Source organism: Microbispora sp. GKU 823 (genome assembly GCF_002027145.1).
GTDB classification, from domain to species: Bacteria; Actinomycetota; Actinomycetes; order Streptosporangiales; family Streptosporangiaceae; genus Microbispora; species Microbispora siamensis.
Genome location: NZ_MWJN01000108.1, coordinates 1 through 13,226, shown reverse-complemented (window position 1 = coordinate 13,226; position 13,226 = coordinate 1). Strand labels below are relative to the sequence as shown.

Sequence of the window (13,226 nt, the reverse complement as noted above, 5' to 3'; positions counted from 1 at the left end):
GCATCACGTGAGCTCCTCCCTTCTGTTCCGCGGCGGCCGCGTCTTCGTCCCCGGCGGCTTCGCCGAGGCGGTCCTCGTCCGCGACGGCCTGATCGCCGCCGTCGGCGCCGAGTCCGACCTCGTACGGCTGGCGCCGGGCGCCGAGCCGGTGGACCTCGGCGGCGGCCTGCTGACGCCGGGGTTCACGACGCCCACGTCCATCCGGTGCAGGCCGGGCTGGAGCGGGCCAAGTGCGAGCTGTCCGAGGTGTACGGGCTCGACGCCTACAGGGCGAAGATCGCCGACTATGCCGCGAAAAATCCGGACAAGGAGTGGATCGATGGCGGCGGCTGGGACATGTCTGCCTTCCCCGGCGGCCTCCCCCACCGGTCCCAGATCGACTTCCTCGACCGGCCGGCGTACTTCGTGCAGCGCGACCACCACGCCGCCTGGGTGAACACGCGGGCCCTGGAGCTCGCCGGCATCACGAAGGACACCCCCGACCCCGCGGACGGCCGCATCGAGCGCGACCCGGACGGCACGCCGAGCGGCGTGCTGCACGAGGGCGCCATGGACCTCGTCGGCCTGCTCACCCCGCGCCCGACCCCGGCCGACGCCGACGCGCCCTGATGGACGCGCAGGCCCACCTGTTCTCGCTGGGCATCACCGGTTGGCAGGACGCCATCGTCGGGTCGTACGCCGGGTCGGACGACCAGCTGCCCACCTACCTCTCCGCGGCCTCCTCAGGACGGCTGAAGGCGCGCGTGGTCGGCGCCCTGTGGTGGGACCGCACCCGGGGCGCCGAGCAGATCCCCGGCCTGGTCGAGCGGCGCGCGATGGCCGAGGGCCTGGACCGGTTCCGGGCGACCTCCGTCAAGATCATGCAGGACGGCATCCCCGAGAACTTCACCGCCGCCGTCATCGAGCCCTACTGCCGCTGCGGCGGCACCGGCCTGTCGTACATCGACCCCGCGCTGCTCGGCGGGTACGTCAAGGAGCTCGACGCCCTGGGCTTCCAGGTGCACTTCCACGCCATCGGCGAGCGGGCCGTGCGCGAGGCGCTCGACGCGCTGACCGGCACCGACCCCGCCAACCGGCACCACATCGCGCACGTGCAGATCATCACGCCGCAGGACGTGCCGCGCTTCGCCGAGCTCGGGGTGACGGCCAACCTGCAGGCGCTGTGGGCGACCCACCACCTGCAGATGGACGAGCTGTGCATCCCCTACCTCGGTGAGGAGCGCGCCTCCTGGCAGTACCCCTTCGCCGACCTCGTACGGCACGGCACCCGCTTCGCCGGGGGCTCGGACTGGCCGGTCTCCTCGGCCAACCCGCTGGAGGCCATGCACGTGGCGGTCAACCGCACCGAGCCGGGCGGCTCCGTCCACGCGACGTACCCCACGGCGCAGACGCCCTTCCTGCCCGAGCAGAGCCTCGACCTGCGGACGATCATGACGGCCTACACCGAGGGCTCGGCCTGGATCAACCGCTCCCCCGCCGGGGTGATCGAGGAGGGCCGCCCCGCCGACCTCGTCGTGCTCGACCGCGACCCCTTCACGCTCGACCCGAAGGACATCTGGACCACCAAGGTCGTCATGACGTTCCTCGACGGCGAGCCGGTGCACGGCGGGTAGCCGGGGCGGCGCTTCAGCGGTCCCCGGCCAGGGCGGCGCGGTGCCGGGACACGGCGAACGCCACGGCGAGGCAGGCCGCGGCGAGCAGCAGCGCCGAGCCGCGGAAACCGAGCGGACCGCCCTCCCCGACGGGGCCGCCGACCACCCAGCCGACGGCCAGCGACGGACCGGCCCACCAGGGCAGGGCCCTGCCGAGAACCAGGGCGACCGCGAAGAGCACCAGCCCGATCAGGGAGACGAGCATGGACAGGAGGTAGACCGGGCCGAGCGACTCGGCGTCGCCGCTGACGAGCGACACCGCGAGCGGAGGCAGGAAGCCGAGCATCCCGACCGTCGTGAGGACGAGCGCCACCGAGCCGAGCCGGCCGTCGCGGCCGCCGTGCAGCGCGTGGATCGCCGCGACCGATACCAGCATGCCCAGGACGAAGGGGAACCCGTCCGCGGTGAACGCGTAGTCGGCGGCGTCGATCAGCCGGTCGTGCTGCGGCACGGACGTGAACAGGTCGAGCAGGGCGAGCGCGGCGGCCGACGCCGCGCCCGTCAGAAGGCCGGCCTGGGCCAGCCCGTACGGCAGGCGCGCGGGTCCGGTGTGGGCCTTGGCCGATGTCGTCATCGGTGTTCTCCCTCGATGTGGTCATCCGACGGTCGGCGACGACACTAGGAACCGGCAGGCCGCCGGTCGTCCGGCCGCGCGGGGAAATCCCGTCCGCCCGCCGCATGAGCCAGGAGTCCGCCCGTGGTGGGACGACACGGAAGCGGACGGGGCCTAATCTTCGGGCGATGGACCAGCTCTTCCCGCCATCCCGATGGGGTACGGCCGTCAGCGGCGATCTGCTGCTCGCGGCCGCGCTCGCGCTGGTCATGGCCGCGGCGGCCGCCCTGGACGGGCCGGCGACCCTCAGCGGCCGGGTGGGCGCGGTGGTCGCCGCGGGCGGGCTGCTGGCCCTCGCCCACCGGCGTCGCCGTCCGGCGACGGCGGTCGCCGTCGTGACCGTGGTCACCGTGACCGAGGTCGTCGCCTCCCCGCAGGCCAGCACGGCTCCGGCGTTTCTCGCCATCATGGTCGCCACGTACTCGCTCGGCGCGTACGCGTCGACGTGGCCGCTCGTCGCGGGCCTGGCGCTGGCCACGGCCGGGGTGGCGACCGCCCAGTATCTGGGGCCCTCGCAGGGGTACTCACGCGCCTCGGCCGACACGTTCCTCGTGGCGTCGCTGGTGCTGGCGCCGGCGGTCGTCGGCGGCGTCGTGGGAGCGCGCGACCGGCTCGGCCGGCGGCTGGACGCGGGGACGGAACGGCTGCGAGCGGCGCGGGACGAGCGGATCGCGGAGGAGCTCTCCCGCGAACGGCGGCGGGTCTTCGACGCCCTGGACGTTCTGCTCCGCGGCCTGGACGAGACCAGGCGGCACGCGGCGGTCACCGGGCTGGCGGACGTCACCGCGCTGGAACGGATCGCCCGGGACCTGCTGACCCGGATGCGTACGCTGGTCGGGGAGCTCCGGGCGCCGAGCACCGGCGACAGGCGGCCGGTCCGCGAGGTCGCGGAGCTGCGGACGCAGGTGCGAAAGGCGCTCGCCGCCGCGAACCTGCCCGAGACGACCTGGAGCGGGCTTCGCCCCGCGGGCAGGTTGGCCCTGATCGTCCCGAAGTGGCGGGACGGGGTGCCGGCGAGGGTCGCGGCCCCACTGGCGTGGGCCAGGCGGCATCCCTTGACCTGCGCCGTGATCTGCCTGGCTGTCACGCTCGCCTACACGGCGGCGACCGCGAGCCCTGATCCCTTCGACGGTCTCGCGCCCTGCGGGGTCCTCGTCGTGTCGCCGTTCATTCTCGGTGTGGCCTGCCCGATCCGCGGGGCGCTGGCCGGGCTCGCGCTCTGCCTGCTGGGCTGCGCGGGCCTCGGCCTCGCCGGCTCCGCCGCGCTGATCACGGCGCCGGAGGCGACCGGGGCGGTCGCGGTGATCGCCGGCTGCTGGGCGGCGGCCGCGTGCTGCGCGGCGGCGCCGAGGCGCTGGCCGCGCGGGCGCGGACCACCATCGCCGTCGCGGAGGAGACCCGGAGAAGCGCGACCGCCGCGCTGGACGAACAGCGGGCCCGCCTCGCCCGGGACCTCCACGACGCCGCAGGGCACATGATGACGGTCATCGTCCTTCAGGCGACCGCCGCACGGCGGGTCTGGGAGACTCGCCCCGACCTGGCCGGCGAGCACGTGGCCGTGTTGCGCCGCACGCTCGCCGAGGCGCTCGGCGAGTTGCGCCCGCTCCTGCTCTCACTCGCACTCGCCGACGTCCCCGCCACGATCGGGCTCGGCGGCCTGCCCACGCTCGCAGAAAGAGCGAGCGGCTGCGGGTTGCGGGTGACCCTGGAAGTGGACCAGGACACCGGCACGGGGGCGCCGCTTCCGCGTGCGGTCGACGCGGCCGCCTACCGGATCGTCCAGGAAGCACTGACCAACGCGGCCCGGCACGCTCCGGGCGCGTTCGTCCGCGTCAGGATCACGCGCACGAGGCGGACCCTGGCGGTCGACGTGAGCAACACCCCGCCCGCCGATCGGCCGGCGCTGTCCACCTCCGCCGGGCACGGCCTCAGCGGCATGGCCGAGCGGAGCGCCGCCTGCGGCGGCACGTTCGCGGCCGGTCCCCGGCCCGGCGGCGGCTTCGGCGTCCGTGCCGCGTTCCCTCTGGAGGAAGCAGCGTGATCCGCGTCCTGCTCGCCGACGACCAGCCCTTGGTGCTGACCGGGCTGCGCACCATCCTGTCGGCCGAGCCCGACATCGACGTCGCCGGCCAGGCGCGGGACGGCCACGAGGCCGTCGCGCTCGCCCGTGACCTGCGGCCGGACGTCGTGCTGATGGACATCCGCATGCCGGGCCTCGACGGGCTCGCCGCCGCACGCCAGATCCTCGCCGCCATGCCCGACGTCCACGTGATCATGCTGACCACGTTCGACCTGGACGAGTACGTCTACGAGGCGCTGCGGGCGGGAGCCAGCGGCTTCCTCGTCAAGGACCTTCCGGACGAGCAACTCGTGGCGGGCGTGCGCACGGCGGTCCGCGGGGACACCCTGCTCGCTCCGTCGGTCACGCGCCGGTTGATCGAGGCGTACACGCGGCGTCCTCCGGCTCAGGCCGCCCTTCCTCCTGGCGCCGACAGGCTGACCCCGCGGGAGGTCGAGGTCTGGAGGCTGGTCGCCCGGGGCCTGTCGAACACCGAGATCGCCGCCGAGCTGTTCGTCGGCGAGGCCACCGTGAAGACGCACGTCTCCCGGATCATGGCCAAGCTCGGGGCCCGCGACCGGATCCAGGCGGTGGTGCTGGCCTACGAATGCGGCCTGTGACGCGCTCCCCCGCAAAGCGCGTCAGGCGGGGTGCTCGGCGCACAGGCAGCCGACGCCCTTCTCGATCCATTCCCGGCCGGCCCACTCCGGGTGCCGCTCGATCATGAGCGCCCTGACCTCCTCGACGATCGTCTCCTCGCTCACGGCCGAGTCCCGGCGCGCCCAGGTCTCGTCACGCAGCAGTTCGAGGTAGTCGCGGACATCGGCGAGCAGTTGCGGGCCGCCGACGTCGCCGTGGCCGGGCACCACCACCCGCGGCGACGCGTCGGCCAGCCGCCGCATCACGGTGATCCAGCGGGTGCCGGACACGTCGGTGTCGTGCGGCGGGAACCACGGGAAGATGGCGAACTGCCCGGCCTCAACAAGATCGCCGGTGAACATCACCCCGGCGTCGGGGACCGTGATCACCTGGTCGCCCCTGCTGTGCGCCCGCCCGGCGGCCCGCAGCCGCACCACCCGGCCGCCCAGGTCGAGGTCGTACGCGTCGTCGTAGACCACGTCCGGAGTGGCGATCTCGACGCCCTCCAGCTGCCGGGCGACCGGTTCGCCGAGCCCCCTGAACATGTCGAGGTAGGCGGCGCCCTTCGCGGCCAGGTCCTCGGCCTGCGCCCGGTTGACCAGGAACGTCGCCTCCCCGGCGAACACCTGCGCCCCGAACGCGTGCTCGGGGTGGAAATGCGTCGTGGTCAGGTAGAGCCGGCGGCCCGCCGCGTACTCCGCCGCGAACTTGAGCACGGTCTCGGCGTTTCGCGGGCCCATTCCGGTCTCGACGACCAGCACGGAATGCGTGCCGCCGATGACGCCGATGTTGGGCACCAGTTGCACCCGGCGATTGGGGATCACCACCAGGTCGCGGGCGAGTTCCCGCACCTCCTCGATCCGCACGACGGGCTCGGGAAGCATGTGTTCGGACATGGGAGATTCACTCCTCGGAGAGCCTGACAACCGGGCCGCTCCAGTCCATTACGGGATGCTCCGCCGCGTCCAACACCGGTTGCGCACGCCCGATACCGTGGCGGTATCGTCGCCGGTGATGGACCTACGCTCGCTGCGCTATTTCGTGGCGGTCGCCGAGGAGCGCCACTTCGGGCGGGCCGCCGCGCGCCTGCACATGACCCAGCCGCCGCTGAGCCGCGCCGTCCGGCAACTGGAGGCCGACCTCGGCGCCCTCCTGCTGCACCGGTCGCCCACCGGCGTCACGCTGACCGCCGCCGGCGCCGCGCTCTACGACGAGGCACGCGCGCTGCTGGAGCAGGCCGAGCGGGTGCGCGCCCGGGTCGCCGCGGCGGCCGGCGCCGCCACCCTGACCATCGGCACGCTCGCGGACAGCGCCGAACAGGCCGGATCCCGGCTCGCCGCGACCTTCCGCCGGCGTCACCCCGGAGTCCAGGTCCGCGTCCGTGAAGCCGACTTCACCGACCCGACCACGGGCCTCCGGGCCGGGCTCGTCGACGTCGCCCTCACCAGGGAGCCGTTCGACGACACCGGGATCACCACCCGCCTGCTGCGCTCCGACCCCATGGGGGTGGTCCTGCGTGCCGACGACCCGCTCGCCCGCCACCAGACCCTGCACCTGAGCGACCTCGCCGACCGCCCGTGGTTCCGGCTGCCCGACGGCGCCGATCCCGTCTGGCGCGCCTACTGGAACGCCTCCACGCCCGGCGGCGAGCTCAGGGACGGCCCGGTGGTGCGCACCGTCCACGAATGCCTGCAGGCCGTTCTGTGGAACGGCACGGTCGGGCTGGCGCCGACGGCCCACGCGCTGCCCGAGGGGCTCACGTCGGTGCCGCTGGCCGACATGCCGCCCAGCCGCCTCGTCCTGGCCTGGAACAGCGCCGACGCCAACCCGCTGATCCGCTCGTTCACCCACATCGCCGCGGCCGTGTACCGCACCGCCGGCCGGGAGCCTGCACATACGTGAAGGCCCTCCCCGCCTGGGCGGGAAGGGCCTTCACGGTCGTCCGGATCAGTAGATCGGGCGGGAGGAGGAGCGCAGCCGCTCCAGCGCCTCGGCGAGGATCTGCGCGCCGTCCTTGTCGCTACGGCGCTCCTTCACGTACGCGAGGTGCGTCTTGTACGGCTCGTTCTTCGGCGGAGCAGGCGGGTTCGACTGGTCCTGCCCGGCCGGCAGCCCGCACCGCGGGCAGTCCCAGAACTCGGGGACGGCCGCGTCGCTGGCGAAGCTCGGGCGCGTCTCGTGCATGTTCGCACACCAGAACGAGACCCGCACACGGGGGGCGGCCTCGCCGCGTTCGGCCTCTCCCATGGGGCCGGCGCCGACTCGGCTGCCACGGATCGCGTTGCCACTACCCACCGATGAACTCCTTGCTCGATCGCCCCGCGGACGGGGGGAGGTGAATCTCTGTCACGCGTGGCCGGAGGCCGTCCGCTACGGCTTGAGCAGCAGGCCCAGCGCGATGATGCAGACGAACCAGACGATGCCGGTGATGATGGTGAGACGGTCCAGGTTACGCTCCACCACCGACGAACCGCCGAAGGAGGACGAGAACCCGCCTCCGAACAGGTCGGACAGGCCGCCGCCCTTGCCCTTGTGGAGCAGGACGAGCAGCACCATCAGAGCGCTCGACAGGATGAGGGCGATGGAGATTCCGATTGTCACCGTAGACCTGTTCCTATGTCCGGGCGTGCACGACGCGTTGTGCACGATGCCATCGGCGTGACGATTCAATTGTGTTCTTTGAGGGTACGTCCTGATGTCAAGTCGCACCCCCCAAACGGCTCAGCTAGCCGGCGGTCTCGCCGAATCGGCAGATCTTGGCGAATTCTCCCGCGTCGAGGCTGGCCCCTCCCACGAGGGCGCCGTCGATGTCGGCCTCCGCCATGATGCCGGCGACGTTGTCCGACTTCACCGAGCCACCGTAAAGGATACGGACAACAGAGGCCACATCGGCACCGTAAAGCTCGGCGAGTCGCGTCCTGATGGCGCCGCACACCTCCTGGGCGTCCTTCGGAGTGGCGACCTCACCGGTGCCGATCGCCCAGACCGGCTCGTACGCGATCACGATGGACTTCGCCTGCTCGGCGGGCACACCCTCCAGAGCGCCGTCGAGCTGGGCCAGCGTGTGCTCGACGTGGCGGCCCTCCTGGCGCACCGGCAGCCCCTCGCCCACGCACAGGATGGGCGTCAGCGAGTGCCGGTAGGCGGCCTTGACCTTGGCGTTGCACAGCGCCTCGTCCTCGCCGTGGTACTGCCGCCGCTCCGAGTGGCCCACCAGCACGTACGTGCAGCCGAGCTTGCCCAGCATGGCCCCGGAGATCTCCCCGGTGTACGCGCCGGAGTCCTGCGCCGACAGGTCCTGGGCGCCGTAGGCGATGCGGAGCTTGTCGGCGTCCACGAGCGTCTGCACGCTGCGCAGGTCGGTGAACGGCGGAATGACCGCGACGTCCGCCTTGTCGTAGTCGCGGTCGGTCAGCGTGAACGCCAGCTTCTGCACCAGGTTGATGGCCTCGAGGTGGTTGAGGTTCATCTTCCAGTTGCCGGCGAACAGCGGCTTGCGGGACATCTACTCCTCCAGCGCCGCGAGTCCGGGCAGCGTCTTGCCTTCGAGGTACTCGAGGCTCGCGCCACCACCGGTGGAAATGTGCGAGAAGCCGTCCTCGGGCAGGCCGAGCCTGCGCACGGCCGCCGCCGAGTCGCCGCCACCGACCACCGTGAACGCCTTGGAACTCACCAGCGCCTCGGCCACCGCGCGGGTGCCGCCGGAGAACGCGTCGAACTCGAACACGCCCATCGGGCCGTTCCAGAACACGGTCTGGGCGTCGGCCAGCTTCGAGGCGAACAGCTCCCGGGTGCGGGGTCCGATGTCGAGGCCCTCGCGGTCGGCCGGGATCGCGGTGGCGTCCACGACCTCGTACGGCGCGTCGGCGCCGAACTCCGTGGCGGCCAGCACGTCCACCGGCAGCACCAGCTCGACCCCGCGGGAGGCCGCCTCGTCGAGGAAGCCCTTGACCTGGTCGATCTGGTCCTCCTGCAGCAGCGACTTGCCCACCTCGTGGCCCTGGGACTTCAGGAACGTGTAGGCCATGCCGCCGCCGATGAGCAGGCGGTCCACCTTGGACAGCAGGTTCGCGATCACGCCGAGCTTGTCGGAGACCTTCGCGCCGCCCAGCACGACGACGTACGGCCTGGCCGGGTCCTCGGTGAGCTTGCGCAGCACCTCGACCTCGGCGAGGACCAGGTCGCCCGCCGCATGCGGCAGCCGCTTGGGCAGGTCGTAGACGCTGGCGTGCTTGCGGTGCACCGCGCCGAAGCCGTCGCCGACGTAGAGCTCGGCGAGGGCGGCCAGCTTGTCGGCGAACTCGCCCCTGACCGCGTCGTCCTTGGACTCCTCACCCGGCTCGAAGCGCAGGTTCTCCAGGAGGGCGACCTGCCCGTCCTGCAGGCCCGCCACCACGCTCTGCGCGGACTCGCCGACCACGTCGGTGGCGAACGCCACGTCCTCGCCGAGCAGCTCGGCCAGCCGCCGGGAGACCGGGGCGAGCGAGTACTTCGGCGTGACGGAGCCCTTGGGGCGGCCGAGGTGGGCGGCGACGACGACCTTCGCGCCGCGCTCGATCAGCTTCCTGATCGTCGGCACCGACGCCCGGATGCGGCCGTCGTCGGTGATCGTCTCCCCGTCGAGGGGGACGTTGAGGTCGGCGCGCACGAACACGCGCCGGCCCTTCACGTCGAGCTCGTCGATTCCGATCATCAGAGGGAGGCGCCCACGTACTCGATGAGGTCCACGAGGCGGTTGGAGTAGCCCCACTCGTTGTCGTACCAGCCGACGACCTTGACCTGGTTGCCGATGACCTTGGTGAGGCCGGCGTCGAAGATGCAGGACGACGGGTCGGTGACGATGTCGCTGGAGACGATCTCGTCCTCGGTGTAGCTGAGGTAGCCCTTCAGCGGGCCCTCGGCGGCGGCCTTGAGCGCGGCGTTGACCTCCTCGACGGTGGTCTCGCGGCCGACCTCGACCGTGAGGTCGGTGGCCGAGCCCGTCGGGATCGGCACGCGCAGCGCGTAGCCGTCGAGCTTGCCCTTCAGCTCCGGCAGGACCAGGCCGATGGCCTTGGCGGCGCCGGTGGAGGTCGGGACGATGTTCAGCGCGGCGGCGCGGGCGCGGCGCAGGTCCTTGTGCGGGCCGTCCTGCAGGTTCTGGTCCTGCGTGTAGGCGTGGATGGTGGTCATCAGACCCTTCTCGATGCCGAAGGTGTCGTTGATGACCTTGGCCATCGGGGCCAGGCAGTTGGTGGTGCAGGAGGCGTTGGAGATGATCGTGTGAGCGGCCGGGTCGTACTTCTCGTGGTTCACGCCCATGACGATCGTCACGTCTTCGTTCTTCGCCGGAGCGGAGATGATGACCTTCTTCGCGCCGTTGTCGGCGTGCACCTTGGCCTTGGTGGCGTCGGTGAACAGACCGGTCGACTCGACGACGACGTCCACGCCGAGGTCGCCCCAGGGCAGCTTGGCGGGGTCGCGCTCGGCGAACGCCTTGATCGCCTTGCCGTCAACGGTGATCTCGTCCGCCGAGGCCTTCACCTCGTACGGCAGGCGGCCCAGGATGCTGTCGTACTTCAGCAGGTGGGCCAGCGTGGCGTTGTCGGTGAGGTCGTTGACGGCGACGACCTCGATGTCCTTGCCGCTGGCCGCCACAGCGCGCCAGAAGTTGCGGCCGATACGGCCGAAGCCGTTGACGCCTACGCGGATGCTCACGGATCCGATCTCCTCGTACGTCGTGCGCCGGAGTACCGGCGCCAGGGCTGTGTTAAACCTCAATGACAGACCTTATCGGACCCAAATTGGTGTAGACCACCGGGCCACGCTTTGACGGCGTGTCAGGCCGGACGAGCCGGTGAGCGGGCCGTTTCCGCACGACGACGACCCCGCCTCACCCCTTCCGCGGGGCCCTCGCCCGGGCGCCCGCGGACGCCCGACCGGACGGCGCGAGGGCGGCATGGCGGACCGTCCGGCGGCCGGGACAGGACCGGGACGGAACCGGGGACGGAACGTAAGGCGTCGCTACTGCGCCAGCATGTCGGCGGTGAGGTTGGCCTCGGTGTTGGCGATGCCGAGGTCCTGGGCGCGCTTGTCGGCCATGGCCAGCAGCCGCCGGATGCGCCCGGCGATGGCGTCCTTGGTCAGCGGCGGGTCGGCGATCTGGCCGAGCTCCTCCAGGGACGCCTGCTTGTGCTCGACCCGCAGCCGGCCGGCGATCACCAGGTGCTCGGGGGCGTCGTCGCCGAGGATCTCCAGCGCCCGCTGCACCCGCGCGCCGGCGGCGACGGCCGCCCTGGCCGACCTGCGCAGGTTGGCGTCGTCGAAGTTGGCCAGGCGGTTGGCGGTGGCCCGCACCTCGCGGCGCATCCGCCGCTCCTCCCAGGCCAGCACGCTGTCGTGGGCGCCGAGCCGGGTCAGCAGCGCGCTGATCGCGTCGCCGTCGCGCACGACCACGCGGTCGACGCCGCGCACCTCGCGGGCCTTGGCATGGATCTTCAGCCGCCGGGCCGAGCCCACCAGGGCCAGCGCCGCCTCCGGCCCGGGGCAGGTCACCTCCAGCGACATCGACCGGCCGGGCTCGGTCAGCGAGCCGTGCGCGAGGAACGCGCCCCGCCAGGCCGCCTCGGCGTCGCAGGTGGCCCCGGAGACGACCTGCCGGGGCAGCCCCCGCACGGGACGCCCGTGGTTGTCGATCAGGCCGGTCTGCCGGGCCAGCGCCTCGCCGTCCTTGTAGACGCGCACGACGTAGCGCGAGCCCTTGCGCAGTCCCGCGGGGGCCAGGACCAGCACCTCCGCCTTGTGGCCGAAGACCTCGCCGATGTCCTTGATCAGCCTGCGGGCGGTGGCGTTGGTGTCGAGCTCGGCCTCGATCACGATGCGCCCGCCCACCAGGTGCAGCCCGCTGGCGAACCGCAGCAGCGTCGAGACCTCCGCCTTGCGGCAGCAGGGCTTGAGCACCGGAAGGCGGCTCAGCTCGTCTTTCACCACACCCGTCATGGCCATCAGCTCGTGTCCTCCCCCAGACAGACTCTGCCCGTCAGTCTCTCGCACCTTGGGAGCACGCAATCACCGCTTCTCACGGAAAATCTCATCCAGGACAGCGGCAAGACGTGGTCCGTCGTGCCGCGCAGATCCGTCAGAGGCGGCCACATCGGCCAAAACGACTCGGCCGCCCATCGACCAGGCCGCCTTCTCCAGCGCCCTCGGGTCGGCGACCACACCGCCGTCCGCGATCACCGCGTCGACGACCAGTGCGGGGGCGTGCTCCCTGAGCACCTCCAGGTGCCGTTCCGGCGAGAAGCCGTCGGTCTCCCCCGCCTGCGGCGCGAGGTTGAGGATCACCAGCCGCCTGGCGCTCGTCTCGTGCAGCGCCCGGGCGAGCTCGGGCACCTTCAGGTGCGGCAGCACGCTGGTGAACCAGGACCCCGGCCCGAACACCACCCAGTCGGCCGCCTCGATCGCCTCGATCGCCTGGGGGCAGGCGGGCGGGTCGGACGGCAGCAGCGAGATCGAGCGCACCCGCCCGGGCGTCAGCGCGCAGGCGACCTGCCCGCGCACCGTCGTGATCGTCCCGTCCAGCTCGACCTCCGCCTGGATGTCGAGTGGCACCGAGGCCATGGGCAGCACCCGGCCGTGCGCGCCGAGCAGCCGGCCCACCCACTCCAGGCCGACGACGGGGTCCTCCAGCAGCTCCCAGAGCGCGACGATGAGGAGGTTGCCGACGGCGTGGCCGTGCAGTTCGCCCTCGCTTCTGAAACGGTGCTGGACGACCTCGCTCCAGGTCTGGCCCCACTCGTCGTCGCCGCACAGGGCCGCGAGCGCCATCCGCAGGTCACCGGGCGGCAGAACCCCCAGCTCGCGCCTGAGACGCCCGCTGGAGCCGCCGTCGTCGGCGACCGTCACCACGGCGGTCAGGTCGTCCGTGACGGTCCTGAGGGCCGACAAGGAGGCGTACAGGCCGTGGCCGCCGCCGAGCGCGACGACCTTCGGGCCGCTCGTGGCGGTCGCGGGGTGCGGGGGGAAGCATCGGGCTGCCGGGGGTTGGGGACGTTCCGGGGATGATCGGGGGACGGAGGGGTCCGCGGGTTCGGGGGCGGGGTCCTTCATCGTCCTCCTCGCCTCGCCACGAGCACCGCTCTGCGGAGCCGTGGCGCTCATGTCGTGCCGATCTTCGGCACCGGCAGCTACAACGAGCTGTGGTCGCCAACCCGAGCGTGCTGGCCTTCCTGCGGGAGGAGGGCGACGACGTGGTCCTGTGCGTCAACAACCTCTCGCGCTTCGC

General features: G+C 72.3%; 13 protein-coding genes and 2 pseudogenes. 6 read left to right on the top strand and 9 right to left on the bottom strand.

The window, feature by feature from the left end; genetic code table 11:
• The first annotated feature begins 204 nt into the window (after positions 1-204).
• Positions 205-1,613 (top strand): annotated as a pseudogene (locus tag B1L11_RS52860) (amidohydrolase).
• 13 nt (positions 1,614-1,626) lie between these two features.
• On the opposite strand, the gene B1L11_RS36755 reads toward B1L11_RS52860, so the two are convergent.
• Entirely contained in the window at positions 1,627-2,226 is a 600-nt protein-coding gene (locus B1L11_RS36755; RefSeq protein ID WP_079319885.1) for a hypothetical protein, read from the bottom strand.
• A 167-nt stretch (positions 2,227-2,393) separates the two neighbouring features.
• On the opposite strand from B1L11_RS36755, the gene B1L11_RS52855 reads away from it, so the two are divergent.
• Genes B1L11_RS52855 through B1L11_RS36745 form a run of 3 tightly spaced genes read left to right on the top strand, consistent with a single transcriptional unit; the run spans position 2,394 to position 4,944 of the window.
• Positions 2,394-3,743 carry a hypothetical protein gene (locus B1L11_RS52855; RefSeq protein WP_256863206.1) on the top strand — a complete coding sequence of 450 codons (1,350 nt, stop codon included), beginning with the start codon at positions 2,394-2,396 and terminating at the stop codon, positions 3,741-3,743.
• Positions 3,740-4,306, top strand: a complete 567-nt coding sequence (locus B1L11_RS36750) for a sensor histidine kinase (RefSeq protein WP_256863205.1) — start codon at positions 3,740-3,742, stop codon at positions 4,304-4,306. The genes B1L11_RS52855 and B1L11_RS36750 overlap by 4 nt, the downstream gene beginning before the upstream one ends.
• Positions 4,303-4,944 (top strand): response regulator transcription factor, encoded by a 642-nt coding sequence (locus tag B1L11_RS36745; RefSeq protein WP_079319883.1) that lies wholly within the window; start codon positions 4,303-4,305, stop codon positions 4,942-4,944. Before B1L11_RS36750 ends, B1L11_RS36745 begins: the two co-directional genes overlap by 4 nt.
• A gap of 21 nt (positions 4,945-4,965) precedes the next feature.
• On the opposite strand, the gene B1L11_RS36740 is transcribed toward B1L11_RS36745, so the two are convergent.
• A complete protein-coding gene (locus B1L11_RS36740) occupies positions 4,966-5,859 on the bottom strand; it encodes an MBL fold metallo-hydrolase (RefSeq protein ID WP_079319882.1) in 894 nt (297 codons plus the stop codon).
• 118 nt (positions 5,860-5,977) lie between these two features.
• Between B1L11_RS36740 and B1L11_RS36735 the strand changes: the two genes are divergently transcribed.
• Positions 5,978-6,865: a LysR family transcriptional regulator gene (locus B1L11_RS36735; protein ID WP_079319881.1), complete on the top strand. Its 888-nt coding sequence runs from the start codon at positions 5,978-5,980 to the stop codon at positions 6,863-6,865.
• A 45-nt stretch (positions 6,866-6,910) separates the two neighbouring features.
• Here B1L11_RS36735 and B1L11_RS36730 read toward each other — a convergent pair whose 3' ends face one another.
• The 7 genes from B1L11_RS36730 to yvcK form a co-directional block, all read right to left on the bottom strand.
• Positions 6,911-7,258, bottom strand: coding sequence for an RNA polymerase-binding protein RbpA (locus B1L11_RS36730; protein ID WP_079319880.1), 348 nt, complete (start codon positions 7,256-7,258; stop codon positions 6,911-6,913).
• A 75-nt stretch (positions 7,259-7,333) separates the two neighbouring features.
• Positions 7,334-7,564, bottom strand: a complete 231-nt coding sequence (gene secG, locus B1L11_RS36725; protein WP_076441471.1) for a preprotein translocase subunit SecG — start codon at positions 7,562-7,564, stop codon at positions 7,334-7,336.
• 124 nt (positions 7,565-7,688) lie between these two features.
• Positions 7,689-8,468, bottom strand: a complete 780-nt coding sequence (tpiA, locus tag B1L11_RS36720) for a triose-phosphate isomerase (protein WP_079319879.1) — start codon at positions 8,466-8,468, stop codon at positions 7,689-7,691.
• Positions 8,469-9,656: a phosphoglycerate kinase gene (gene pgk, locus B1L11_RS36715; protein ID WP_079319878.1), complete on the bottom strand. Its 1,188-nt coding sequence runs from the start codon at positions 9,654-9,656 to the stop codon at positions 8,469-8,471. It abuts the gene before it with no gap.
• Positions 9,656-10,660 carry a type I glyceraldehyde-3-phosphate dehydrogenase gene (gap, locus tag B1L11_RS36710; RefSeq protein ID WP_079319877.1) on the bottom strand — a complete coding sequence of 335 codons (1,005 nt, stop codon included), beginning with the start codon at positions 10,658-10,660 and terminating at the stop codon, positions 9,656-9,658. The genes pgk and gap overlap by 1 nt, the downstream gene beginning before the upstream one ends.
• A gap of 306 nt (positions 10,661-10,966) precedes the next feature.
• Complete coding sequence (gene whiA / locus B1L11_RS36705; RefSeq protein WP_079319876.1) at positions 10,967-11,947, bottom strand: DNA-binding protein WhiA; 981 nt, start codon at positions 11,945-11,947, stop codon at positions 10,967-10,969.
• A 63-nt stretch (positions 11,948-12,010) separates the two neighbouring features.
• Positions 12,011-13,102: a uridine diphosphate-N-acetylglucosamine-binding protein YvcK gene (gene yvcK, locus B1L11_RS36700; protein WP_256863204.1), complete on the bottom strand. Its 1,092-nt coding sequence runs from the start codon at positions 13,100-13,102 to the stop codon at positions 12,011-12,013.
• Positions 13,103-13,108: 6 nt separating this feature from the next.
• Here yvcK and B1L11_RS52850 point away from each other — a divergent pair.
• Positions 13,109-13,226, top strand: a pseudogene (locus B1L11_RS52850) (alpha-glucosidase C-terminal domain-containing protein); the annotation flags it as partial.